Here is a 23,578-nt window from a genome sequence, read left to right as displayed (position 1 = left end):
GGGCGGGACGGGATGGGGTGGGGTGGGGTGGGGTGGGGTGGGGTTAGGGGGTTTGGGGCCAGGTGGGGGTTCGGCCGGTCTGGGTCAGGAGGCGGTCCAGGTCGGGGGTTCGGGTTTCGGTTGGAATCGGGGGTTGGGGTGGGTCGGCGAAGACGCCCATCTTGCGGGCGGTCGGGCCCAGCTGCTCGACCAGGGCGTGCAGCTCGGCCACCGCCTCCGGGGCGGGTCGGTAGGGCTGGCCGGTCGCCACGGCGAGGTCCCAGCCGTGCACGATCAGGTCCAGCAGCGCCATGCCGCCGACGACGGTCTGCGGCAGCCCCATGCCCGGCGAGACGCCCTCCAGGGTGGACGAATCCGACCAGGCGGCGACCAGGCGGTCGGTCTCGACCGCGAACCGGTCCCGCCAGCCGTCGTTCAGGTGGTCGGGTTTCTCGGCCCACTCCACAGGCCTCTTCTCGGCCAGGTCCTGGAAGTTCACCACCACCTCGAACAGGTGGTTGAGCAGATCACGGACCACGTAGTCGCGGCACGGAGTGGGCAGGTCGAGCTGGTCGTCGGCGACACCGCGTACCACGTCCACGGTTCGCGGCGCCGAAGCCGCCAGCAGATCGCTAGTCTGAGTGGCCATATGGCCAGCGTATGAGGGTGGTCTTGAAGAAATGCGACAGCGACCGCGCGGCGACAGTCGGGGCATTCTCGACCCGGCGCGGCTGCTGCGCGAGGTCCGGTTCCGCCGACACCTGCCGGCCGAACCGTTGGGCGCGTGGGTCGAGCACTACTGGTTGATCGACTGGACGTTGAGCGCGCCCTTCGAGCAGCGGATCGTGCCGCACCCGGCGGTGAACGTGGTGTTCCGGAGCGACGCCGACGCGGCGGAGGCCGGCGAGGTGGCCGGAGTGGGCCGCGACCTGTTCCGGATCACGCTCACCGGCACCGGCCGGGTCTGCGGGATCCAGTTCCGCCCCGGCGGCTTCCACCCGTTCTGGCGGCAGTCCCTGGCCGGGTTGACCGGACGTCGACTGCCGCTGCCCGCCGGCCGGCTGCTCCCACCGGTCCATCCCGTCTGCGCGGGCAGCGACGACGACCGCTGTCGCGCGCTCGACGCGGCGCTCACCGCCTGGGCGCCCGACCCGGACCCGACCGCCGCGGAGGCCGTCCGGCTGGCCGAGTCCATCCGGGCCGACCGGACGGTGCTGCGCGTCGACGAGTTCGCCGCGCGGCACGACGTTCCGGTCCGTCGGCTGCAACGGCTCTTCACCGAGTACGTGGGGGTCGGCCCGAAGTGGGTGATCCGCCGCTACCGCCTCCAGGAGGCCGTCGAGCGGGCCGCCGGGGCTCCGCTGGACTGGGCGGGGCTCGCCGCCAACCTCGGCTACAGCGACCAGGCCCACCTGGTCCGCGACTTCACAGCAGTCGCCGGGGTGTCACCGGCCGCGTACGCCCGCTCGGTGCACTGAGCACCCGCGAACGAACCGCACGCCTCGTCAGCGTCGGCGCAGGGCTACCACGGCGACGTCGTCCTGGATCTTGGACGGGGCCAGTTCCACAAGCAGGCGGGCACAGAACTCGTCCAGGTCGTCGTCGACGGTGGCTGCCACCGCGGCGAGCGCCGCCAGCCCCTCGTCGATGGTGGCGTCCCGGCGCTCGATCAATCCGTCGGTGTAGAACACAAGCGTGGCGCCGGCCGGCAGGACGAACTCCAGGTCGGCCGGTCGGGGCGCGCGGACGCCGAGCAGTGGCGCCGAGTGCTGCACGAACTCGATCTTTCCGTTCTGCTGGAGCAGCGGGGGCAGGTGGCCGGCGCTGGCCAGCCGGACCCGCCCGGTAGGGGGGTGCAGCAGCAGGACGCAGAGCGTGGCCAGTTCGTTCGGCAGTAGGGTCCGCATCAACTCGTTGACCCGGTGCAGGATCTCGCCGGGCTGGTGCCCCTCGACCGCGTACGCCCGCACCGCGTGCCGCAGCTCGGCCATCACGGTGGCCGCGTGCAGCGAGTGGCCCGCCACGTCGCCGATCGCCAGCAGCAGGTGTCCGTCGAGCATCACCAGCTCGTAGAAGTCACCGCCCACCTCGGTCTGCGCGCTGGCCGGCTCGTAGCGCACCGCCAGGTCCAGGCCGGCCACCGTGGGCAGGCTGCGCGGGAGCAGGCTGCGCTGGAGGGTGACGGCGATCCGGTGCTCCTCGTCGAAGGAGCGCTGTGCCTCGACCGCAGCCGCGACGGCCTGGGCGAGCTGCACGAGCACCGGCGTCCGGGCGGTCTGGGTGGCGGTGGGGACCACCACGTACAGCGGGGCCCGGTCCTCCCGTAGCCGGGCGGCGGCCACCGTCACCGTGTCGTCCGCCGGCCAGGCGAGCAGCCCCCAGTTCGCCGGGGCCTCCACCTTTACCGTGGCGCCCGTGGGCACCCCGGTGTCGTCGACTACCCACGGCACGATGGCCGCCTCGGCGCCTGGGCCGGCGCAGATCCCGGCGAGGCAGTCACCGTCGAACGTCTCGGCGATCACCGCCGCCGGGCTCTTGAAGATCTGCGCGGCCCCCTCCGCGGCGACTTCGAGCAGCCGCGCGAAGGTCGCCGCGGCGTGCACCGCGACTGTGGTGTCGGCGAGGCCGAGCAGCCGCTCGGCGAGCAGTTCGGCACGCTGCCGGGCCTGGTAGTAGCGCAGGACCGCCCGGGTGGTGGCGATCAGCTCCTCCGGCTCGATCGGCTCCGCCAGGTAGGCGTCCGCACCCCGGGTCAGCCCCTGGGCCCGGTCCGCGACGTCCACGGCGTGCGCGGAGACGTGGATCACCGGTATCGCCGGGTGGGCCTCCTTGATCCGTTCGCACACCTCGTAGCCGCTCAGGTCGGGCAGCCGAACGTCGAGCACCACCAGGTCGATCCGGTCCGTGTCGACCCGGGCCAACGCCTCGGCGCCGTTCTCCGCTTCGAGCACCGTGTACCCGGCTCGGGTCAGCCAGCTGACCAGCAGATAGCGCTTCGTACGACTGTCGTCGACCACCAGGAGGGTCGCCGGGCCGCCGCCGTCCACCGTCACGCTCCGCCTGTGGGCAGGGAGACGGTGAACGTGCTGCCCCGGCCGGGCTCGCTGGCCAGCTCCAGGGTGCCCCCGAGCAGGGTCACCAGCCGCCGGGCGTACGGCAGGCCGAGGCCGGTGCCGCCGACCCGGGTCGCGCCCGGCACCTGGTAGAACTCCTCGAAGATCCGATCGTGCAGCTCGGGCGCGATGCCCGGGCCGGTGTCACTGACCTCGAAATTCCACCGGTCGTCCCGCCGTCGGGCGCGCAGCCGCACCTCGCCGCGCTCGGTGAACTTCAACCCGTTGTGCAGCAGGTTGCGCAGCACCTGGCCGAGCAGCACCTCGTCGGTGCGGAGCACGGCCGGCTCGGTCGGCTCCTCCACCACGAGGCCCACACCCGGCCGGGTGGCGAGCGCCCGCATGGTGCCGCGCAGTTGACCGAAGACCGGGCGCAGATCCACGTCCGCCCAGTCCGGCTCGATACGGCCCGACTCGGCCTTGGCGAGATCCAGCAGTTCGTTGACCAGCCCGAGCAGGTCCTCCGCCGACGAGCGGATGAGACCCACCTGTCGGGCCTGTTCGGCGGTGAGCGGGTCGGAGGAGGAGTCGGCGAGCAGCCGCCCCAACCCGATGATCGCGGTGACCGGGGCGCGCAGCTCGTGGCTCACGTTGGCCAGGAAGCGGCTCTTCGACTCGCTCGCGGTCCGCAGTTGCGCCGACTTCTCGTCCAACTCGGCGTAGAGGGCGACGACGCCCCGGTTGGTCTCCTCCAGCTCCTCGGTGAGCTGGTTGTAGAGCGCCAGCACACCACGGTTGGTCTCGGCCAGCTCCTCGTTCAGCACGGCCAGCTCGTCGCGCTGGCTGCGTACCTCGTCGAGTGCCGCGATGAGCTGGCCGTTCTGCACGGTCAGCTCGTCCAGCGCGCTGCCCGGCGCGGTACGGCCGAGTTCAGCGCGGAACTCGGCCAGCCGCTCCGGGGTTGGCGTGGGCGCGTTGGCCGGGACTCTTCGGGACATCCGTACGACCGTAACCCCCTCGACGGTCGACACGCTCAGTGTGTCGACCAGTCGGGACACCGCACCCGACTGCGGCTCGTACCGGCCGTCGGGCAGTGGGGCCACCGGAGCCAGGTCGGCGCGGAGGTGGAACCGGCCGTCGGATCCCGCGTCGATGTGGAACGTGACGTCAGCGCCGCCGGTCAGGCGCAGCAGGTCCCGGGCCACCTCGCTGAGCGCGGTGGCGATCCGGACCTGGTCCTGGTGTTCGAGGCCAACCACACCTGCCACCTCGCGGCCGCGCTGGCGGATGACGAAGATGTCATGCTCGACCCGCAGCGCCATCTGCAGCAGCGGCGGCGCGGCCGGCTCCGCGGTCATGCCCAGGACCTCGCGACCAGTACGCAGGCGTCGTCGCGCCGCAAACCGGCGTCGCGCAGCAGGGTCGCCGCCATCACCAGCGGGGACCGTTCGGCGAGGCCCGGGTAGTCGGTCAACCGCCAGCGGTCGACCACACCGTCGCTGTGCATCACCAGTCGGGCGCCCGGCCCGAACGGGTACTCGTAGCCGCGGACCGTCGGCCGCTGGTGCCCGGCGATGCCGGGCAACGACACGAGCCCTCGACGCTGACCGTCACCCTCGACGATCACCCCGGCGATGTTGCCCAGCCCGGCGTAGTGCAGCACACCGGCCGCCAGCTCGGCGACCGCGAGCGCGGCACCGCGGGTGTGCGACATGCTCCGGTGCAGGTGACTGACCACCGCGGCGGGCGGGCTGGACGGAGCGTCACGGAAGGCCGCGAGCGCGGCCTCGGTGGCGGCGGCGGCCAGCGGGCCGTGCCCCAGCCCGTCACTGACCAGCACCTGGTGCCGGCCGTCGGCGAGCCGGACGGCGTACCCGTCGCCGCTTACCGTCTCGCCGGTGATCGGCCGGGTGAGTGCGCCGGCCCAGGACGGCTGGGCGGGTTCGGCCGGCCAGACCTGCACGGCGAGGACCGTGCCGCGGCCGGGCAGGGAGTAGCCGTCGAACCAGTTCGCCTGGCGGACGATGGCGCCGAGGCCGATCCCGAGGGTGCCGGTGGTGGAGTGCCCGTCCCGGGACGACACGGTGAGGTCGGCCATACCGGGCCCGGAGTCGATGGCCACCAGCTCCACGCCGGCCTGCCCGGCGCGGCGGACCGGCCGGAGCAGCAGGACGCCGTTGTCGGCGTGCTTGACGAGGTTGCTGGTCAGCTCGGCGGCGACGATGGCCAGGTCGGCGATGCGCGACGCACCCATCTCGATCTGCTCGCCGAGGCGTTCCGCGGCCCGCCGTACGGCGCTGGCCGCGCTGCTGGCCTCCACGCGGAACCAGATGCCACTGTCGGTGACCGCGTCCCCGTTCACCTGGACCACTTGGTGACCGTGATCCGCGTGCCGGTCTCCGCCGAGGTCTCGATCTCGAACTCGTCGACCAGTCGGCGGGACCCGCTGAGCCCGAGGCCGAGGCCACCGCCTGTGGTGTAGCCGTCGGTCAGGGCCATGTCGAGGTCGGCGATGCCGGGGCCCGAGTCGGCGAAGACGATCCGGACGCCCTTGCGACGGCCGTTGTCCACGGTCGTCACCTCCACGGTGCCGCCGCCGCCGTACACCAGGGTGTTGCGGGCCAGCTCACTCGCGGCGGTGACCACCTTGGTCTGGTCGACGAGTGACAGCTTGACGGCGACCGCCACCGTGCGGACCAGTTGCCGGACGCGGACCACGTCTTCGTCGCTGCGGACCGACTGCGCCTGCGGCTGGCCCAGGTCGACGCCCGCGGTCACGGCGTGGCCGTCTCGGCGTCCGGATCGTCGTCGAGCTGGTAGTCGAGCTCGTCGGCGCGGGCCGCCGCGATCAGCTCCATGCCGCGCTCGACGTTCAGCGCGGTACGGATGCCGTTCAGCGACAGCCCCAGTTCGACAAGGGTGATGGCGACGGCGGGTCGCATGCCGACCACCACCGTCTCCGCGTCGAGGACCTTGGAGATCGACGCGATGGTGGAGAGCATCCGCCCGACGAAGGAGTCGACGATGTCCAGCGCGGTGATGTCGATGATGACGCCGTGGCAGCCGGTGGCCACGATCCGCTCGGCGAGGTCCTCCTGGAGCTGGACCGCCGTCTGGTCGGACATGTCGAGCTGGATGGAGACGAGCAGGATGTCGCCGATCTTGAGGATCGGCACGCGCTCCATCAGACGTCCCGACGTGGCTGGCGACGCGCGGTCTCCACCCCGTTGAGCCGCAGCACGTGGCGCAGCGCGTCGGCCAGGCTCGCCTTGGTGGCGATGTCGCCGAACTCGATGCCGAGCGCCACGATGGTCTGCGCGATCTGCGGACGGATGCCGGAGATGATGCAGTCGGCGCCCATCAGCCGGGCGGCCACCACGGTCTTCAGGATGTGCTGGGCGACCTGCGTGTCCACCGCGGGGACGCCGGTGATGTCGATGATCGCGTACGGGGAGCCGGTGTCGACCAGGGTCTGCAGCAGCCGCTCCATGACCACCTGGGCGCGGGCCGAGTCCAGGGTGCCGACAAGCGGGACGGCGACCACGCCCTCCCAGAGCTTGACCACCGGGGTGGAGAGTTCGAGCAACTGCTCGGCCTGGTCGGCGATCAGGCTCTCGCGGGTACGGACGAAGCTCTCGAAGGTGAACAGGCCCAACTCGTCGACCAGCTTGGAGAAGGCGACGTAGTCGTGCAGCGCGTTCGCGCCGCCGGACTCCTGCACCAGCTCGGCCAGCACGTCCTTGAGCGCGAAGATGCTTACAGTCGTCTCGGTGGCGGAGAAGCCCTGCCGGGCCCTGCCCCGGGACAGGTCGGCGAGCGCCGCGCGGAGTTCGCCAGCGCTCTCCGCGGACAGGTCGATCGCGCCCTGCTCGCCGGCGCCGACGATGGCACGGTGCAGGTCCTCGACCTGCCGGCGCAGCTCGGCGTGGCTCAGTCGGCCCCGCAGCGAACCGGCAACGATGTCGGTCCACCGCTGCGTGACCTGCTCGGCGCGCCCGCTCAGCAGCGCGGCGAGCCGACCACTTTCCTCGGCGTTCAACGCCATCGTGAAACCCCCCTCGACCTGGACCGGCCGGACTCTATCACCGGGAACTACGCAACTACTTGCTGCGTAGCAACGGAATGACGATGGCCACCGGATGCCGGCTCCCGTTCTGCGTGGGACGACGGTCGTGGGATACCGTTCCCCCGATAACAGGAGGTCTGGCGAATGTCCCTGACGGTGCACACGGAACAACGCGGCGACGTGGTCGTCGTGTCGGTCGCGGGCGAGCTGGACATGGCAACCGCACCGCAGTTGCAGGACCAGATCACCGACCTGCTCGACAAGGGCCGTAACCGGCTGGTGTTCGACCTGGCGGACGTCTCGTTCTGCGACTCGACCGGGCTGTCGGTGTTCGTTCGCGCCAAGAACAGCTGTGACGAGGCCGGCGGTGTGGTGCGGCTGGCCGCTCCGCAGCGCGGGGTGCTGCGCATCCTCGAGGTGAGCGGACTCGTCGAGGTGCTGCACACCTATCCGACAGTGGATGAGGCAGTCGCCGGCGAATCGACTCCGGCGTCCTCCTGACCACTGGCGGACCCTACTCGTCCTCGACGTAGCGGGGACGGGCGATCGCCATGCCCGCAGCGGTCTGCACGGCCAGTGCGGCAAGCAGGAACCCGATCGGCGCCGTCCAGCCTCCGGTGACCTCGTAGAGGATGCCGACCATCAGCGGGCCGAGCGCGGCGATCACATATCCGGTGCTCTGCGCGAACGCGGAGAGCGCGACGGTTCCCTCGGCGGTGCGCGCCCGCAGACCGATCGTGGTGAGGATCAGCGGGAACGCGCCCTGTCCGAGCGCCAGCAGGGCCACCCAGAGCAGCGCGGCGCCGCGCGGAGCGAACGCCAGCCCCAGGTAGGCCAGCGCCGAGGCGGCGGTCAGGCCGAGCACCAGCGGCCGCAGGGTGGCGAGCCGGCCGGCGAGGGTGGGCATCAGCAGTGCGATCGGCACGCCGAGCGCTGTCACTCCGGCGAGCAGCAGCCCGGCCGACTCCGGTCGATAGCCGGCGTCGCGGAAGAGCTGGGCCAACCAGCCCATGATCGCGTACCCGCTGAGCGACTGCGCCCCGAAGTAGACAGCCATGGCCCAGCCCAGCCGGGTCCGCGCCGGCCGGACCCGCGTCGGCGCGGCGACGGCAGCCGTCGGGGTCGCGCGCCGCGCGCCCGCCCGCGTCCGCAGCGCCAGCGGAATCCACGGGAGTACGGCCACCGCCGCCAGCACCGCCCAGACGCCCAGCCCGGCCCGCCAGGAGCCGAAGGCATGCGCGATAGGCACCGCGCTCGCCGCGGCCACAGTCGTGCCCAGGGTCAACGCCATGGTGTACGCCCCGGTGACGAGCCCGGTCCGATGGCCGAAGTGCTGCTTGACAAGCATCGGCAGCAGGATGTTGGCGACGGCGATGCCGGCCAGGGCCAGCGCGCTGGTGAGCACGAAGATCCAGGCCGAGTCGGTGGCCGCCCGGAGCACCTGGCCTGCGGCCAGGACGATCATGGCGACCACCAGCACCCGGGCCGGCGCGACCCGGCGGACCAGCCACGGGGTGAGCGCGCCGAGGCCCGCGAACGCGATTGTCGGCAGGGTGGTGACCAGACCGGCCATGGTGCCGGAGAGGCCCAGCCCGTCACGGATCTCGTCGAGCAGGGCGCCGAGGCTGGTGACGGCGGTCCGCAGGTTGAGCGCGACCAGCAGCATTCCGACGAGCACCAGTGCGCCACCGGTCGCCGGGTGCGTCCGCCGGGCCGCGGGGCCGCGCGTCGGGCGGGCGTCGACGGCGGCGGGAGCGGGCGCGGGCGGAGCGGCGATGGGTGGCGGGGTCATGACCTCTAACCTACAATCATGGGATGAATTTCGGGCCGGTGATGTAACCAGTGCCACCGTCGGTCGATTCCCCCGCCGTGCCGCCAGCGCCGCCTCGCGGCCAGTCCGCCGTGCCGCCCCGCGGGCACCGCGTTCGGCAGACGATCGAGCAGCTCCGGGCCCGGATCCTGGGCGGCGAGTGGCCGGTCGGCGGGCGCATCCCCACCGAGCCACAACTGGTCGCCGCGCTCGGCGTCGGGCGCAACACGGTCCGCGAGGCCGTCCGCGCCCTCGTGCACGCCGGGGTGCTGGAGTGCCGGCAGGGCTCCGGCACGTACGTGGTGTCCACCGACGAGCTGGCGCCGGTGGTGGCCCGCCGACTGGGCGACGACCGGATGACCGAGGTCATCGAGGTCCGGCGCGCCTTCGAGGTGGAGGCCGCCCGGCTCGCCGCGCTGAGGCGTACACCTGCCGACCTGGCGGCGCTCGACGGCGCGCTCGCCGACCGCGAGGCGGCCTGGCGCGGCGGCCGGGTCGACGCGTTCGTCGAGGCCGACGCGGCGCTGCACGTCGCGGTGGTCGCCGCCGCGCACAACGCCATGCTCGCCGAGCTGTACGCCTCGGTCGGCACCGCCCTGCGCAGCACCGTCGCCCAGGCGATGGGCAGCGAGCTCACGCCCGAGCGCTACGTCGACCACACCCGACTGGTCGAGGCGATCCGGGCCGGCGATCCGAGCCGGGCGGCGCTCGAGGCCGGCGCCTTTCTGGAGGCCGCCTGAGGGGCATAGGTTGTCCGCGACGGAAAAACGGACACCTCGGGAGTACGGATGCTCAAGGGCTTCAAAGATTTCATCATGCGCGGCAACGTCGTCGACCTGGCGGTCGGTGTCGTCATCGGCGCCGCGTTCACGGGCGTGGTCACCCAGCTCACCAAGTCGTTCCTCGAACCGCTGATCCGGGTGATCGTGCTGCTCATCACCGGCAGTGACAAGGGCCTGGCCGGCACGGCACCCAAGTTCCGCGGCATCGCGTTCGACTGGATCGCCTTCGTCAACGCGGTGATCACTTTCCTGCTCACCGCGGCGGCGCTCTACTTCCTGGTCGTCTACCCCATGAACAAGCTGGCCGAGCGGCGCAAGCGGGGCGAGGAGCCGCCGCCCTCGGCGCCGAGCGAGGAGGTCAAGCTGCTCACCGAGATCCGGGACGCGCTCGTCTCCGCCGGCCACACCACCCCCGGCCAGCAGCGCGGGGCGCTTGACGACGTGCTGGGCCGCCGCACCGACCCGCCGATGCAGCGCTGACCCGAACGGATGCACATCGGCCCCTGCGGGAATCCCGCAGGGGCCGCACCTTCTCGTACGTGTGTTCGATAGAGTCCCGCCATGGAGCAGCGCAAGCACTGGTGGAACGGAAAGTGGGGGCGGCTGGCGCGGCGGGACGTCTTCCTGCGAGTCGACGCCGATCGGTGGCACGTCGAGCAGCGGGCCGGCGGCGCCGAGGGCATTTCCCGGTTCTACGAGTACGGCAGTGCGGACGAGGCCGAGGAGACGGTCCGGGCGCTTCTCGACGGCACGGACACCTGGCGGGAACTGTCCCCGCGTCCACCGGGCAGCTGGACCCTCCCGAACAGCTGAGCGGGCCGGCACGCTTGCAGCTGGCGGCCGGGCGGCCGGCAGGCAGACGGCCGGCGGACAGCCGGCAGGCAGACGGCCGGCGGACAGCGGGCGGGCAGCGGGCGGGGCACTGGCGGGCAGCGGGCGGGGCGCGGGCCGGCGGCTGGCGGGCCGGTGCGGCGGCGAAGACTCGGCGGGCGGGAGACCCCGGCGGGGCGGTGACGGCGTTTAGTGGCGTGCCGCCCCGGGAACCGCTGAGGGATGGACCAGCAGGACGAGCAGCAGGCGACCATCTCGCGGATCACCACCGGGATGCCGGTGATCGATTCGGCCGGCACCACTGTCGGAACCGTGGATCTCGTCCAGCGGGGCGACCCCAACGCGGTGACAGTGCAGACGCCGAGCGCCGACCCGGGCAGCAGCCTGGACGAATTGATCGAGGCGACGGCGGTCGAGGAGCCGGACGTGCCGGCCGACCTGGCGGCGCGGCTGCTGCACACCGGCTACCTGAAGGTGTCCACCGAGCTGACCTCCACCGGAGCGGTCTACGTACCGGCCGACCGGATCGGGTCGGTGGCCGACGGCCGGGTCCTCCTGGCCGTCGGCGTGGCCGACCTACCGCCCGAGGAGTAGCCCCACCCTGATCGACTCGGGTTCCAGGAAATCGGGGCGTCCGGAGCCTTGAGACACCCCGATTTCATGAAACCCGAGTGGATCAAACTGGTGTAGATCTTGCCCGCGCGGCGGGCTGCCCCGGGGCGGCGGGCTGGGCGGGTTGGTCCGGCGCAGCGGGCCGCGCGGGTCGGCGGTGGTGGAAGAGCAGCAGCATCGCGCAGCCGGCCACCAGTCCCCAGAACGCGCCGCCGACGCCGATCAGCGTCACCCCGGAGGCGGTCACCACGAAGGTGACCACGGCGGCCTCCCTGGTCGCCGGGTCGGTCACCGCCGCGGCGAGCGCTGTCGCGAGCGCACCCAGCAGGGCCAGACCGGCGACCGCCTCGATGAGGATCGGCGGCGCGACAGCTACCAGCGCGGTGGCCACGCCGGCGCCCAGTCCGAGCAGGGCCAGCCCGACGCCTGCGGTGACCGAGGCGACCCATCGGCGCTCCGGGTCCGGATGCGCGTCTGGCCCGGCGGCCAGCGCGGCGGTGATCGCCGCGAGGTTCACGGCGTGCCCGCCGGCCGGGGCGGCCAGCAGGCTGGCCAGGCCGGTTGCCCGCAGCGCCGCCCCGAACGGCGGCCGGTAGCCGTAGCCGACCAGCACCGCCATGCCGGGTACGTTCTGCGCCGCCATCGTGACCAGGAACAGCGGGAGGGCGAGCCCGACCAGGGCGGACGCGTTCCAGGCGGGCGTCGTCAGGGCGACCGACGGGGTCAGCGTGGCACCGCCCAACCCGGTCGGCGGCGCGGTCAGCGCGATCGCCACCACCGCCACCAGCAGCGCGCCGGGCACCGCCCAGCGGCGGGCGAACCGGTGCAGCAGCAGCCAGCCGACCACCACCGGGCCGGCCACCCGGGGCAGCTCGACGAGCGCGCGGACCGGGGCGGTGCACAGCGGCAGCAGCACACCGGCGAGCATCGCGCCGGCCACCGGCTTGGGGATCGCCGCCACCGCCCGGCCCAGCGGCGGGAAGAGCCCGGCCGCGACGATAAGCGCCCCGGAGACGAGGAAGGCGCCCACCGCGACCGGCCAACCGCCCGTCGGCGGCCCGGTCGCGACCAGCAGCGCCGCGCCGGGCGTCGACCAGGCCACGCTCATCGGGATCCGGTGCCGCCAGCCCAGCCAGGCGGCGGCGAGCCCGCACGCCACACAGAGGGCCAGCAGGCCGGAGGCCGCCTGCGCGTCCGACGCGCCCGCCGCGCGGAGCCCGGCCAGCACGACTGTGAACGAGCTGGCGAAGCCGACAAGCGCGGTCACGACGCCGGCCAGCACCGGTTGCGACCGTCCCGCCATCCCGACCTCCCAAGCGTTCCGTTTACGGAACGACAGTGTGTAGCACGATAGCCGGGTGCCGCACCCACCACCAGCCCGCCGTCCGGGCCTCGACGTGGATCCCGCCGTCGTCGGTCGGCGGGTCCGTGCCCTGCGAGAGGAGCGGGGCGTCTCGCTGTCCACGCTGGCGCGGCTCGCCGGCGTCGGCAAGGCCACCCTTTCCGGCCTGGAGAACGGCACCCGCAACCCCACCCTGGAGACGCTCTGGGCGGTCACCGCGCAGCTCGGCGTGCCGTTCACCGCCCTGCTTGCCGAACCGGCGGCCGAGCCCACCGTGCACGGCACCGCGGTCACCGCCACCCTGCTGGAGGTGTTCGACGACACCGACGCGACATACGAGCTGTACCGGATGCGCGTCGCGCCCGGCGTCGTGCAGATCTCCCCCGCCCATCAGCCGGGCGTCACCGAACACATCACCGTCTTCGCCGGGGTGCTGCGGGCCGGCCCGGCCGACGCGCCGCTGACCGCCCCGGCCGGCGGCCACCTCCGCTGGGTCTCGGACGTGCCGCACAGCTACGCGGCGGTGGGCGACGACGAGGTAGCCGCGACCCTGCTGTTGCGCTATCCGCGCCGCTGAGCCCGGCTCAGTCAACCGGGGCGGGCACCGGCAGCCGGTGCCGGACCGCCCAGAGCGCCACCTCGGTACGCGACACCGAGCCGGTCTTGCGCAGCAGGTTCGACACGTGCACGGTGACCGTACGCACCGAGATGCCGAGCGCCTTCGCCACCTGCTTGTTTGACATCCCGGCGACCAGGCAGCCCAGCACCTCGACCTCACGGGCGGTCAGCTCGGGGTCGAGCGGCACGTCGACGACCGGATCGGCCGTCGACGCCGGTGCGGTCGGTGCGGTCGGTGCGGTCGGTTGACGCGGGTGACGCGGGCCGGGAAGCCGCCGCAGTAACGCCTCCGGCCCCTCCCCCGCGTGTGCGGCCAGCAGCTCGGTCAGCGCGTACGGGTTGCCGCCGGTGCACCGCCAGAGGGAGGTGACCAGCCGGCCGGACGGGGTGGTCCCCGCGTACACCTGGCTCAGCACCTCGGCGACCTCGGCCGGACGCAGCGGACCAAGGTGTTGGCGGACGGCGCCACGGACGCCGCTGAGGCGGGCCAGCGCGCGGCGGGTGAGGTCCGGCGCCACCGCGTCGGTCGGCGGTCGACTGGCCACCACGAGCAGGGCTGGCAGGTCGGCGACGGTGGCCAGTTCGCCGATCAGGTTGACGCTGGCCGGGTCGAGCGCGTGCAGGTCGTCCACGGCCAGCACCGCCGGGCCGGTGCCGACAAGCAACTGGACGGTCCGCACGGCGAGGCGGAGCAGGGTGCCCGGGGCGTACCGCTCGCGGGGCGCGGTGGGCTGTTGGGCCAACCAGGCCAGCGCGTCCGACGGCAGGCCGAGCCGGCTGGTGTCCCGGCCGGTGAGCACCGCCGCCAGCCAGTCGTACGGGGCCGGGCCGTGCACTCGGGCCGCGCCGGAGAGGACCAGCGCGGGACGTGGCGTGAAGGCGTCCACAGCGGCCGCGACCAGCAGACTCTTGCCCACTCCCGCAGCCCCGGTGACCACCGCGACGGCGGGTGCCGAGCGGTGGGCGGCCGCCACGGCGGACCACGCCCGGTCGAGCTCGGCGAGCTCGCCGGCGCGTCCGACCATGGACACCGGCATCATTTCTCAACCCTACGCAGTAGTGCGTAGAGACGAAGGCAGGGTGTTCTTGGCAAGCTGGCACCATGACGCTGATCCTCCGCTCGGTCATCCTCAACGACATCGGCCTGGTCCGCACCAACAACGAGGACTCCGCCCTCGCCGGTGACCGCCTGATCGCCGTCGCCGACGGCATGGGCGGGCTGCCCGCGGGCGAGGTGGCGAGCGAGATCGTGATCCGGATCCTGGATGAGCTGGCTCCGCCCACCGACCCGGACGGCGCCGCCGACGCGCTCCGTGCCGTGGTCAGCACCGCCAACCAGCGCATCCACGCCGCGATCACCGTCGACCCGGCCCGCGAGGGGATGGGCACCACGCTCACCGCCGCGCTGCTGGCCGGGGAGACGCTGGTGCTGGCCCAGGTCGGCGACTCTCGCTGTTACCTGCTGCGCGACGGGGAGCTGACTCAGCTCACCCGGGACGACACGTTCGTCCAGGCGCTTGTCGACCAGGGCACGCTCTCCCCCGAGCAGGCCCGGTACCACCCGCAGCGGTCCCTGGTGACCCGGGCCGTGCAGGGCGCCGACACTCCGCCGGCCGTCGGCGTCCTCACCGTGGTCCCCGGCGACCGGCTGCTGCTGTGCAGCGACGGGCTCTCCGACTACGTCGAGGACGAGGCCATCGCGGCGACCCTGGGCATGTACGCCGACCGTCAGCAGTGTGGTGAGCAGTTGGTGAAGCTCGCCCACCACGCCGGCGCGCCGGACAACGTGACGGTAGTCGTCTCCGACGTCACGACCCGCTGACCCGGACGGCCTGCTCGGCGGTCCACGGGACCGCCCGTGCGGGCGGCGTCGGCACCACTAGATAGTTGTGCCATCTAGCTTGCGCCGCTAGTGTCCCGCGAGTGGAATCGGACCGGCGCGGGCAGTGGCTGCGGGGGGTGCTCGACATCTGCGTACTGGCCCTGCTGGCCGAACGCGAGTCCTACGGCTACCAGCTCGCCCAGGCGCTCGACGCGGCGGGCGTCGGGCCGATCCAGGGCGGCACGCTCTATCCCGTGCTGCTGCGCCTGCAGAAGACCGGCCTGGTGACCGCGCAGTGGCGGGAGGGCACCGCCGGCCCGGCCCGCAAGTACTACCGGCTCACCGACGACGGACACGCCGCGCTGCGCCAGGGCGGCAGCGCCTGGCTCACCTTCGTCCGGCCGGTGAACGACATCGTCACGAAGGGGGTCGCCCGGTGAACTCCGACGACTGGCTACGCGCGCTCACCGCCGAACTGCACCAGCGCCGGGTCGCGGCGGACGCCGCCCGGCACGTGGTCGCCGAAGCCGCCACACACCTGCGCGAGGGAGGCGGCGACCCCTGGGTCGTCTTCGGCCCACCCCAGCAGTACGCGGCAGCGATCGTCGAGAGCATCGGCACCGCGCCTGGGCCACGCCCCGGCCCGGTCCGGCTGCACGCGCGGGGCATCACCAAGCGGTACGGCCGACAGACCGTCCTGCGCGACGCCACGCTCACCGTCCGAGCCGGACAGATCGCCGCCGTCGTGGGCGCGAACGGCTGCGGCAAGAGCACCTTCCTGCGGATCTGCGCCGGGTTGATCTCACCGGACGCCGGTGAGGTGACAGTCTCCGGGCGGCTCGGCTACTGCCCGCAGTCCGGCGGCACCGCCGACTTCCTGCTCCCCGACGAGCACTTCGTCCTGGTCGGCGCCGGCCAGGGCGTCGCCCGAGGGCCGGCCCGCCGCGCCGGCCGGGCGGCGGCCCGACAGCTCGGCTGGGAGGCGGGCGGCGCCACACAGGCCCGACACCTCTCCGGCGGTACCCGCCAGAAACTCAACCTGACGATGTCCGCGCTCAGCAACCCCGACGTGCTGCTGCTCGACGAGCCGTACCAGGGCTTCGACCAGGGCACCTACGTCAACTTCTGGGACCAGCTCGGCCGGCTGCGCGACGCGGGCACCGCGATCGTCGTGGTGACCCACCTGCTCAACCAACTCGACCGGGTGGACACCGTGCTCGACCTGACCCCGGCACAGCAGACCGGGTGGCACGCGCCCGGCGTTCAGGGAGGCCGCGCGTGAACCGGCTCGTCACCGTCGCCGAGATGACCCTGCGGGAGCTGCTGCGGCGTCGGGGCGTACTCCTGCTGTTGTTGTTGATGCCGTTGACCTTCTACCTGATCCGGCGGGACTCCTACCTCGGGCAGTCGGTCCGCTCACTGCTGCTCGGCGTGGGCTGGGCCGTGAGCACCGCGGCACTGTTCGCCACCACGGCGGCCCGCGAGCTGGAGCCGAGGCTGCGGCTGGCCGGCTACCGGCCGCACCACCTCTACCTGGGCCGGATGCTCGGCCTGTGGACGGTCGGGCTGGTCATCTCGGTCCCGTTCTTCCTGCTCCCCTGGGTCGACGGCGCGGACCTGCGGTACGGGGGCCTGGCGGCGGCGCTGCTCTGCGCCGTCGGGGTGGCCGCGCCGTTCGGGATGCTGATCGGCGCGCTGCTGCCCCGGGAGCTGGAGGGGACGCTGCTGCTGCTCACAGTGGTGACTGTGCAGATGCTCATCGACCCGGCCGGGTCGGGCGCGAGGCTGACGCCGTTCTGGTCGACCAGGGAGATCGCCACCTGGTCGGTGGACCACACCGACGGCGGTTACCTCGCCCGGGGGGTGCTGCACGGCATCGTCGTCACCGCTCTGCTCGCCCTCGGTGTGGCCGCCGTGGCAAGTGTCCGGCTGCGCCGCCGTCGTCACCTGCGGCACCTGCCCGTCGGCTGAGGACAGCTGACGGGCGGCTGGCGTCGACGCGTGACACTACGGATCGGAGCAATCCGGTTGCTGGGACCTGCGCGACGGGTTGAGATGGGCGGATGAGCATCCGACGGGTGACCGCCGACGAACGTCTCACCACGAGCTTCCCGCTTGCCGCGTACGCCTTCGAGGCATCGCCGCTCGGTGCCGCCCGGGTCGAGGAGTTCCGCGACTACCTGCCCTACAACCAGGGCAACCGGACGCTGATCGTGGAGGAGGCCGGCACCACCCTGGCGTCCGCCTCGGCCATCGGCATGCGGCAGAACCTGCGCGGCGCGGTGCTGCCGATGGCCGGTGTCGCCGGAGTGGCCACCCATCCGCTGGCCCGCCGGCAGGGGCACGTCCGCACGCTGCTGCACCAGCTCCTCGACGAGATGCGCGACGAGGGGCACCTGCTCAGCGCGCTCTACCCATTCCGGCCCAGCTTCTACGCCCGGTTCGGCTACGTCGGGCTGCCCAAGCCGCGTACCGTCGCGTTCTCCCCGGCCGACCTGGGGTCGCTGGTGCGCGCCGAGCTTCCCGGCGAGGTGGGCTGGGAGCGGATCGCCGCCGGTTATCCCACCTGGCGGGCGTTCACCGAACGGTGCCTCCAGACCCGGCACGGCTTCTCGGTGTTCCCGGACTACCGGGCGGCCGGCCTGCGGGACCGGGACGAGCACTGGCTTGTCACCGCCCGGGTGGCCGGCGAGGTCACCGGCGCCCTCACGTACCGGATCGACGACCACGGCGGCACCCTGATCGGCAACGAACTGCTGGTCGCCGACCCCCTCGCCCGTACGCTGCTGCTCCAGTTCCTCGCCCGGCACGTCGACCAGGTCGGGCGCGTCACCGTCCAGGTCCCGCCGGACGAGTTGCCGGAGCTGTGGCTGACCGACCTGGACGTGCACGTCGAGGCGCGGGCGGGCCGGCCGGGCTCGTCCGCCCCGATGGCCCGGCTGCTGTCGCTGGACGCGCTGCGCGGCCTGCCCGCCGGGCCGGGTCGGGTCCGGGTCGAGCTGACCGGGGACCGGTGGCTGGCCGGAACGCACCTGTTCGACGGTACGACAGGCGCGTTGGAGCTGGTCTCCGGCGACAGCGGCCCGGCGCCGACGGCCACGTTGAGCGCGGCCGGGTTGTCCGCCCTGGCGTACGGAGTGCTGGACCCGGTCGAGCTGCCGTTGCGCGGGCTCGGCGACGTGCCGGCGGACGCCGCCACCGAGCTGCGCAGCCTCTTCCCGCGCCAGGTGCCGTACCTCTTCGCCGACTTCTGAGCCTGCCTCACATGCGGGTTTGTCGGCCCGGCCGGCGTGGGTACGGTCCGCGGAATGCCGGAGTGGTTGCAGGCGGGTGGATGGGGACTGCTGGCCGGGTCGGCCCTGCTGGTCGGGGCGGCGGTCGGCTTCTACGCCCGGGTGCCCCGGCGGATCATCGCGTCGATCATGGCGTTCGGGGCGGGGGTGCTGCTCTCCGCCGTGTCGTTCGAGCTGATCGCCGAGGCGCACGAGCAGGGCGGGATGCTGCCCACCGTGCTTGGCGCAACCGGAGGTGCGGTCGTCTACACCCTGGCGAACGTGGCTCTCGCCCGTCACGGCGCGCGGCACCGGAAGCGCTCCGGCGACCAGCAGCCCTCCGAGGAGGAGCAGCCCGGCTCCGGGTCGGCGCTCGCCGTCGGCGCGCTGCTCGACGGCGTACCGGAATCGGTGGTGATCGGTGCCAGCCTGCTCAGCGGCGGCGCGGTCAGCCTGGTCACCGTGGCGGCGGTGTTCCTCAGCAACGTTCCGGAGGGGCTGTCCAGCGCGGCCGGCATGCGCCAGGCCGGCCGCACCCGGCGGTACGTCTTCCTGCTGTGGACCGGCATCGCGCTGATCAGCGGTGTGGCCGCGCTGGTCGGCAACACCCTGCTGGGCGGCGCGCCGCCGGACGTGCTGGCCACCATCACGGCGCTGGCCGCTGGCGCGATCCTCGCCATGATCACGGACACGATGGTGCCGGAGGCGTTCGAGAACGCCCACCTGCTGGTCGGCCTCATCACTGTCGCCGGCTTCCTGACGGCCTTCGCGCTGTCCCACGCCTGAACGCGCCAGCCGCAGTCGCGAGTCGTTCCTGCGCGCGGCGTTGCTTAGCGGCGCATTAAGCCGGCACGGCGGATTCGTCGTGACGCCGTCGGGGCTCCTAGCATGAGCCGGTGCGCATGACGTCGCTTGCCGCCCTGCTCGTCCTCGGTGTCGCCACCGCGACCCTGCCCGCCTGCGCGTCCAGCGACCCGGCCCCCGCCTTCCAACCCGGTTCGTCCGCCACGCCCGGGGCCCCGGCGACCGGCGACCAGGGCGTCGCACCGGCGGGCCGGGACGGTCTCGGTGGTCCCGGAGCGAGCGCGAGCCCGAAGCCGACCGCCCCGGCAGCCAAGGCGCTCGCGGCCGGCAACCCGAACGGTCACGCCAGCGTGCCGGTCGAGGCGCGCGCGGTGGACACGTCGAAGCCGACCCGAACCATCGGCACCGGCACCCCGGCGAGCTGCACCTCCTCGGCGGTGGTGAAGGCCGTTGCCGCCGGTGGCGTCATCGCGTTCAACTGTGGACCGGCCCCGGTGACGATCAAGATGACCGCCACCGCGAAGGTGCGCAACGCCAACGGTCCGAAGGTGGTGCTCGACGGCGGCGGCAGGGTAACGCTGAGCGGTCAGGGGCAGCGCCGCATCCTCTACATGAACACCTGCGACGAGGCCCAGGGCTTCACCACCTCGCACTGCCAGAACCAGGACCACCCGCAGCTCACCGTGCAGAACCTGACCTTCGCCGACGGCAACTCCACAGGCGAGAAGGCCGAGGGCGGCGGCGGAGGCGCGATCTTCGTCCGTGGCGGCCGACTCAAGGTGGTCAACTCCCGCTTCGTCCGCAACCGCTGCGACCGTACCGGCCCCGACCTGGGGGGCGCGGCCGTCCGGGTGCTGAGCCAGTACGAGAACAAGCCGGTGTACGTCGTGAGCAGCACCTTCGACGGTGGTTCCTGCTCGAACGGCGGGGCGCTGAGCAGCATCGGCGTGTCGTGGGTGGTGCTCAACAGCCTGCTGAAGAACAACGAGGCGATCGGCAGCGGCGCCAACCCGGCCAAGTCCGGCACGCCCGGTGGCGGCAGCGGCGGAGCGATCTACTGCGACGGCAACGAGTTCACCGTACGGATCGCCGGGACTGTCATCGAGAACAACAAGGCCAACGAGGGCGGCGGCGCGATCTTCTTCGTCAGCAACAACCGCACCGGCACGATGAAGATCGAGAACTCGACGCTTCGCCGCAACCCGAGCGGCAAGTTCGAGACCCCCGGCTACCGCGGCATCTTCTTCCTGGGCGCCCGCAACCCCGAGGTGATCGGCCCCAAGCCTGCCTGAACCGCCTCCCTGGCCTCTTGATCACCCGCGTCAGTAGGGGTTCTTCTCGCCTGGCGGGTGGGCGTGCAGGAGGCCACCGGGACGGCCGGGCAGGGTGCGCGCCGCGGAGAGCGGCGGGCTGGCCGTGTGGTCGCCACCGGCCATGCCGGCGAACAACTCCTTGAGCGCGGTCAACGCGTCGATCTTGGGTACCCAACCCAGCTCGGTCTCCGCCCGCTCGCTGGACATCAGCGGCGCGTTCAGGCCCAACTCGACCCAGCCCGCGTCCACCGGTTGCAGCCGCGCCCGCCAGGTCAGCGCCGCCGCCACCCGCAGCACCGGCGCCGCGACCGGCACCGTCCAGCCGTGGAAGTGCCGAGCCACCAGCTCCGGACTCAGCACCGGGTCCGCGGCGAGATTGAACGCGCCGCGCGCATCACCCAGAACCGCCCGGGCGTACGCGTCAGCCACATCGTCGGCGTGCACCGCCTGCATCCGCAGCCGCGGGTTCGTCGGCACCAGCGGTATCCGGCCGAAGCGCAGCAACCGCACCGGTGCCAACGGGCCGAGAAAATAGCGGGTGATCTCCACGCCGGCGTCCCGCTGGAAGATCAGACCGGGCCGCAGTCGCACCACTCGCAGCGTGGGATGGTCCCGCTCCAGCCCGTCCAGCAGCGCCTCGACCTCCGCCTTGTGCTCGCTGTACGACGAGCCGGAGACCCCGGTGGCCGGCCACCGCTCGCTGATCGGGTGGTCCTTCGGACCGGGCGCGTACGTGCCGACCGACGAGGCGTACACAAGTGCCGGCACCCCGGCCCGCACCACCGCGTCGAACACCGCCCGACTGCCGTCGACGTTCGTCCGGCGCAGCACCCGCTGGTCGTGACTGGGCTGGATCTGCCAGGCCAGGTGCACCACCGCATCCGCTCCCGCGAACACCTCGGCGAGTTGCGCCGAAGCGCCTGGCGCCCCGATGTCGCAGGAGTGCCACTCCACCTGGTCGTACGGCGTACCGGCATCCGGACCGGGCAACCGCCGGACCACCCCGGCCAGCTCGACGCCCCGCTCCCGGCGCAGCCGCCGCAGCACCGCCGTACCGACGTTGCCACTCGCCCCCACCACCACGATCCGCATGCCCGACCCCGTACCCGCCCAGCAGCCGGTCAACCGCCCCGCGCCCCGGGACGCTCTTGATCCACTCGGCTTACTGGAAGTCGGGCTATCCGAGCGACCAGGACAGCCCGACTTCCTGGAACCCGAGTCGATCAAGGCCGAGGGCCGAGACCGGGCCGGCACTGACCGGCGAGGAGCCGTCACCCCGAGCTGTCCGGGCCGTCCGGGCACAATTGGGCTGTGGAACGTCACGAGTTCGGTGCCGCGGTGCGCCAGTTGCGGGAGAGTACGGCGCCTGCGGCTGTCGGGCTGCCGATCGGTCGTCGGCGGGTACAGGGTTTGCGGCGGGAGGAGCTCGGCGAGCTGGCGGGGATGTCCGCGGACTACGTGCGCCGGCTGGAGCAGGGGCGCAGCCATCCGTCGGCCGGGGTGGTGAATGCCATCGCCCGCGCGTTACGGGTCGGACGGGCGGAGTACGAGCGGCTCTGTGCGCTGGCCGGGTACGCCGCAGCGGACGGGCGGGTGCCGAACGAGGTCGGTCCGGGTGCGATGCGGCTGCTGGAGCGGTTCACTGACACTCCGATGTTCGTCTCCGACGCGGCGATGAATCTCGTCGCCGTCAACAGCGCGTTCATGGCGCTGGGGCACTGGGACCTCACCGGGCAACCCTGGGAGTGGAACATCGCGTGGCGTACGTTCTGCGACCCGTTCGATGGCTTCAAGCAATCCACGGACGACGCAACCGATCATGAAGCGATCCTCGCCGCCCGCCTGCAGAGCGCGCTGTTGCGCTACCCCGCCGACGCGTCGCTCGCCGGGCTGGTGGACGAGATGCGAAGCCAGAGCCGCCTCTTCGACGCCCTGTGGCGTGCGCCGCGTCCCGTGGCGGCCTACGAGAGCAGTGCCGCGTTCATTCATCCGGACGTCGGCGCCGTCACGCTCGTCGGCAGCCTGCTCGCCATCCCAGGCGATGATCTGGCGGCTCTGATGCTCACCGCGGCGCCCGGTTCGGCCGATGCGGCGCGTCTCACGGAGATCGTCGGCGTCGCCGGGGAACCGACAATCATCAAGGTGGGCCAGTCCGGCCCAGGCTAACCGCACCGGATCCTGTGAAGGTAAGTGACGTCGAAGCAGACCGCAGGGAGCTTCTCTGCGTCGCAATTGCTTCGCGTTCGAAGCACACCGACGTCGCTCACAGAGGCAGGTTCAGCAATGAAGGCAGTGCGTTTCCACGAGTTCGGCGGTCCTGAGGTTCTCCGCTACGAGGACGTCGAGCAGCCCACGCCCGGAGCCGGGCAGGTCCGGATCCGCGTCGCCGCGACGTCGTTCAACGGCGTCGACGGCAACATCCGCGCGGGCTACATGCAGGGCCCCATCCCGGTGGAGTTACCGCACACTCCCGGTCTCGATGTCGCCGGCACGGTCGACGCGCTCGGTGAGGGCGTGGACGACATCGCGGTCGGCGACCCGGTCGTCGGCTTCCTACCGATGACGGGGACCGGGGCGGCCGCGGAGTACGTGATCGCGCCGGCGGAGATCTTGACGGGGGCACCCAGGAACATCCCGTTGGCCGACGCGGCGGCGTTCCCGCTGGTGGGCCTGACCGCGTGGCAGGCACTGTTCGACCACGGCAAGTTGACCGCCGGTCAGCGGGTGCTGATCAACGGCGCCGGCGGAGCGGTCGGCGGTTACGCGGTGCAGCTGGCCAAGGAGGTTCGCGCCCACGTGATCGCCACGGCCAGCCCCCGCAGCGCCGAGCGGGTCAAGGCTGCCGGTGCCGACGAGGTGATCGACCACACCACCACCGACGTGACCGCGGCGGTGACCGAGCCGGTCGACCTCGTAGTCAACCTCGCGCCCGTCGCCCCGGAACAGCTCGCCGCGCTGGTCACGCTGATCCGGGACGGCGGCACCCTGGTCAACACCACGGTCTGGATGCCGGCCCCCTCCGACGACGCGCGCAATGTGCGTGGCATCGACCTGTTCGTCCGCAGCGACGCAGACCAACTCGCCGACCTAGCCGCTCGGATCGGCACCGGCGAGTTGCGCGTCGAGGTTGCCCAGCGGGTGGCGCTGGCCGACCTGCCCGCACTCCACGCCCGGGCCGGCGCGGGTGAGCTGCCGGGCAAGACCGTCGTCCTCCCGCCGACTGCCTGACACGCTGCCCAGCCATCACCCAAGCACGGACCCGATTACCGACAGC

27 protein-coding genes are annotated in these 23,578 nt (G+C 72.6%); 16 read left to right on the top strand and 11 right to left on the bottom strand.

Features of this window, described 5'->3' with window-relative positions; all coding sequences use genetic code 11:
* Nucleotides 1-43: 43 nt before the first annotated feature.
* On the bottom strand, nucleotides 44-628 hold the full coding sequence (locus tag ACLQ26_RS14535) for a TIGR03086 family metal-binding protein (RefSeq protein ID WP_425744904.1): 585 nt from the start codon (nucleotides 626-628) through the stop codon (nucleotides 44-46).
* 31 nt (nucleotides 629-659) lie between these two features.
* Here ACLQ26_RS14535 and ACLQ26_RS14530 point away from each other — a divergent pair, with 31 nt between their 5' ends.
* Entirely contained in the window at nucleotides 660-1,457 is a 798-nt protein-coding gene (locus ACLQ26_RS14530; protein ID WP_425744903.1) for an AraC family transcriptional regulator, read from the top strand.
* Between the two features lie 27 nt (nucleotides 1,458-1,484).
* On the opposite strand, the gene ACLQ26_RS14525 is transcribed toward ACLQ26_RS14530, so the two are convergent.
* From ACLQ26_RS14525 to ACLQ26_RS14500, 6 genes are read right to left on the bottom strand one after another with little or no spacing between them, the layout of a single operon-like run.
* Nucleotides 1,485-3,032: a SpoIIE family protein phosphatase gene (locus ACLQ26_RS14525; RefSeq protein WP_425744902.1), complete on the bottom strand. Its 1,548-nt coding sequence runs from the start codon at nucleotides 3,030-3,032 to the stop codon at nucleotides 1,485-1,487.
* Nucleotides 3,029-4,390, bottom strand: a complete 1,362-nt coding sequence (locus ACLQ26_RS14520; protein WP_425744900.1) for a sensor histidine kinase — start codon at nucleotides 4,388-4,390, stop codon at nucleotides 3,029-3,031. The genes ACLQ26_RS14525 and ACLQ26_RS14520 overlap by 4 nt, the downstream gene beginning before the upstream one ends.
* On the bottom strand, nucleotides 4,387-5,394 hold the full coding sequence (locus tag ACLQ26_RS14515; RefSeq protein ID WP_425745176.1) for a SpoIIE family protein phosphatase: 1,008 nt from the start codon (nucleotides 5,392-5,394) through the stop codon (nucleotides 4,387-4,389). Before ACLQ26_RS14515 ends, ACLQ26_RS14520 begins: the two co-directional genes overlap by 4 nt.
* Nucleotides 5,391-5,810, bottom strand: coding sequence for an ATP-binding protein (locus ACLQ26_RS14510; RefSeq protein WP_007454469.1), 420 nt, complete (start codon nucleotides 5,808-5,810; stop codon nucleotides 5,391-5,393). The genes ACLQ26_RS14515 and ACLQ26_RS14510 overlap by 4 nt, the downstream gene beginning before the upstream one ends.
* Nucleotides 5,807-6,217: an STAS domain-containing protein gene (locus ACLQ26_RS14505; protein ID WP_074315936.1), complete on the bottom strand. Its 411-nt coding sequence runs from the start codon at nucleotides 6,215-6,217 to the stop codon at nucleotides 5,807-5,809. Before ACLQ26_RS14505 ends, ACLQ26_RS14510 begins: the two co-directional genes overlap by 4 nt.
* Nucleotides 6,217-7,077 (bottom strand): STAS domain-containing protein, encoded by an 861-nt coding sequence (locus ACLQ26_RS14500; RefSeq protein WP_425744899.1) that lies wholly within the window; start codon nucleotides 7,075-7,077, stop codon nucleotides 6,217-6,219. The genes ACLQ26_RS14505 and ACLQ26_RS14500 overlap by 1 nt, the downstream gene beginning before the upstream one ends.
* A gap of 165 nt (nucleotides 7,078-7,242) precedes the next feature.
* Between ACLQ26_RS14500 and ACLQ26_RS14495 the strand changes: the two genes are divergently transcribed.
* Complete coding sequence (locus ACLQ26_RS14495) at nucleotides 7,243-7,599, top strand: STAS domain-containing protein (RefSeq protein WP_196920593.1); 357 nt, start codon at nucleotides 7,243-7,245, stop codon at nucleotides 7,597-7,599.
* 13 nt (nucleotides 7,600-7,612) lie between these two features.
* On the opposite strand, the gene ACLQ26_RS14490 is transcribed toward ACLQ26_RS14495, so the two are convergent.
* A complete protein-coding gene (locus ACLQ26_RS14490; RefSeq protein WP_425745175.1) occupies nucleotides 7,613-8,764 on the bottom strand; it encodes an MFS transporter in 1,152 nt (383 codons plus the stop codon).
* Nucleotides 8,765-8,967: 203 nt separating this feature from the next.
* On the opposite strand from ACLQ26_RS14490, the gene ACLQ26_RS14485 reads away from it, so the two are divergent.
* The 4 genes from ACLQ26_RS14485 (at nucleotide 8,968) to ACLQ26_RS14470 (ending at nucleotide 11,115) form a co-directional block, all read left to right on the top strand.
* Nucleotides 8,968-9,648, top strand: coding sequence for a FadR/GntR family transcriptional regulator (locus ACLQ26_RS14485; RefSeq protein WP_425744898.1), 681 nt, complete (start codon nucleotides 8,968-8,970; stop codon nucleotides 9,646-9,648).
* A gap of 48 nt (nucleotides 9,649-9,696) precedes the next feature.
* Complete coding sequence (gene mscL, locus ACLQ26_RS14480; RefSeq protein WP_425744897.1) at nucleotides 9,697-10,170, top strand: large conductance mechanosensitive channel protein MscL; 474 nt, start codon at nucleotides 9,697-9,699, stop codon at nucleotides 10,168-10,170.
* A gap of 81 nt (nucleotides 10,171-10,251) precedes the next feature.
* Nucleotides 10,252-10,503, top strand: coding sequence for a hypothetical protein (locus ACLQ26_RS14475; RefSeq protein ID WP_139587082.1), 252 nt, complete (start codon nucleotides 10,252-10,254; stop codon nucleotides 10,501-10,503).
* A 240-nt stretch (nucleotides 10,504-10,743) separates the two neighbouring features.
* Nucleotides 10,744-11,115 (top strand): hypothetical protein, encoded by a 372-nt coding sequence (locus tag ACLQ26_RS14470; RefSeq protein ID WP_425744896.1) that lies wholly within the window; start codon nucleotides 10,744-10,746, stop codon nucleotides 11,113-11,115.
* 82 nt (nucleotides 11,116-11,197) lie between these two features.
* Here the strand turns inward: ACLQ26_RS14470 and ACLQ26_RS14465 are convergent, their stop codons facing one another.
* Nucleotides 11,198-12,436 (bottom strand): benzoate/H(+) symporter BenE family transporter, encoded by a 1,239-nt coding sequence (locus ACLQ26_RS14465; RefSeq protein ID WP_425744895.1) that lies wholly within the window; start codon nucleotides 12,434-12,436, stop codon nucleotides 11,198-11,200.
* 55 nt (nucleotides 12,437-12,491) lie between these two features.
* Here ACLQ26_RS14465 and ACLQ26_RS14460 point away from each other — a divergent pair, with 55 nt between their 5' ends.
* Nucleotides 12,492-13,052 carry a helix-turn-helix domain-containing protein gene (locus ACLQ26_RS14460; RefSeq protein WP_425744894.1) on the top strand — a complete coding sequence of 187 codons (561 nt, stop codon included), beginning with the start codon at nucleotides 12,492-12,494 and terminating at the stop codon, nucleotides 13,050-13,052.
* 7 nt (nucleotides 13,053-13,059) lie between these two features.
* Here ACLQ26_RS14460 and ACLQ26_RS14455 read toward each other — a convergent pair whose 3' ends face one another.
* Entirely contained in the window at nucleotides 13,060-14,133 is a 1,074-nt protein-coding gene (locus ACLQ26_RS14455) for a LuxR C-terminal-related transcriptional regulator (RefSeq protein ID WP_425744893.1), read from the bottom strand.
* Between the two features lie 62 nt (nucleotides 14,134-14,195).
* Between ACLQ26_RS14455 and ACLQ26_RS14450 the strand changes: the two genes are divergently transcribed.
* The 7 genes from ACLQ26_RS14450 (at nucleotide 14,196) to ACLQ26_RS14420 (ending at nucleotide 20,283) form a co-directional block, all read left to right on the top strand.
* Nucleotides 14,196-14,915: a PP2C family protein-serine/threonine phosphatase gene (locus ACLQ26_RS14450; protein WP_425744892.1), complete on the top strand. Its 720-nt coding sequence runs from the start codon at nucleotides 14,196-14,198 to the stop codon at nucleotides 14,913-14,915.
* Between the two features lie 101 nt (nucleotides 14,916-15,016).
* Complete coding sequence (locus ACLQ26_RS14445) at nucleotides 15,017-15,355, top strand: PadR family transcriptional regulator (RefSeq protein WP_425744891.1); 339 nt, start codon at nucleotides 15,017-15,019, stop codon at nucleotides 15,353-15,355.
* Nucleotides 15,352-16,197: an ATP-binding cassette domain-containing protein gene (locus ACLQ26_RS14440; RefSeq protein ID WP_425744890.1), complete on the top strand. Its 846-nt coding sequence runs from the start codon at nucleotides 15,352-15,354 to the stop codon at nucleotides 16,195-16,197. Before ACLQ26_RS14445 ends, ACLQ26_RS14440 begins: the two co-directional genes overlap by 4 nt.
* Nucleotides 16,194-16,886 (top strand): hypothetical protein, encoded by a 693-nt coding sequence (locus ACLQ26_RS14435; RefSeq protein ID WP_425744889.1) that lies wholly within the window; start codon nucleotides 16,194-16,196, stop codon nucleotides 16,884-16,886. The genes ACLQ26_RS14440 and ACLQ26_RS14435 overlap by 4 nt, the downstream gene beginning before the upstream one ends.
* Nucleotides 16,887-16,978: 92 nt before the next feature.
* Nucleotides 16,979-18,169, top strand: coding sequence for a GNAT family N-acetyltransferase (locus ACLQ26_RS14430; RefSeq protein WP_425744888.1), 1,191 nt, complete (start codon nucleotides 16,979-16,981; stop codon nucleotides 18,167-18,169).
* 54 nt (nucleotides 18,170-18,223) lie between these two features.
* Complete coding sequence (locus tag ACLQ26_RS14425) at nucleotides 18,224-18,973, top strand: ZIP family metal transporter (RefSeq protein ID WP_425744887.1); 750 nt, start codon at nucleotides 18,224-18,226, stop codon at nucleotides 18,971-18,973.
* Nucleotides 18,974-19,089: 116 nt separating this feature from the next.
* Nucleotides 19,090-20,283, top strand: a complete 1,194-nt coding sequence (locus ACLQ26_RS14420) for a hypothetical protein (protein WP_425745174.1) — start codon at nucleotides 19,090-19,092, stop codon at nucleotides 20,281-20,283.
* Nucleotides 20,284-20,313: 30 nt separating this feature from the next.
* Here ACLQ26_RS14420 and ACLQ26_RS14415 read toward each other — a convergent pair whose 3' ends face one another.
* Nucleotides 20,314-21,396, bottom strand: coding sequence for an NAD-dependent epimerase/dehydratase family protein (locus ACLQ26_RS14415; protein ID WP_425744886.1), 1,083 nt, complete (start codon nucleotides 21,394-21,396; stop codon nucleotides 20,314-20,316).
* 219 nt (nucleotides 21,397-21,615) lie between these two features.
* Between ACLQ26_RS14415 and ACLQ26_RS14410 the strand changes: the two genes are divergently transcribed.
* The gene (locus tag ACLQ26_RS14410) at nucleotides 21,616-22,470 is read left to right on the top strand and encodes a helix-turn-helix domain-containing protein (RefSeq protein WP_425744885.1); all 855 of its coding nucleotides are present in this window, start codon (nucleotides 21,616-21,618) and stop codon (nucleotides 22,468-22,470) included.
* Between the two features lie 117 nt (nucleotides 22,471-22,587).
* The gene (locus ACLQ26_RS14405) at nucleotides 22,588-23,532 is read left to right on the top strand and encodes an NADP-dependent oxidoreductase (RefSeq protein ID WP_425744884.1); all 945 of its coding nucleotides are present in this window, start codon (nucleotides 22,588-22,590) and stop codon (nucleotides 23,530-23,532) included.
* Nucleotides 23,533-23,578 lie beyond the last annotated feature (46 nt).

It is taken from the genome of Micromonospora sp. DT43 (assembly GCF_049841645.1).
Classification (GTDB): Bacteria; Actinomycetota; Actinomycetes; order Mycobacteriales; family Micromonosporaceae; genus Micromonospora.
This window is presented reverse-complemented; position numbering and strand designations above follow the sequence as displayed.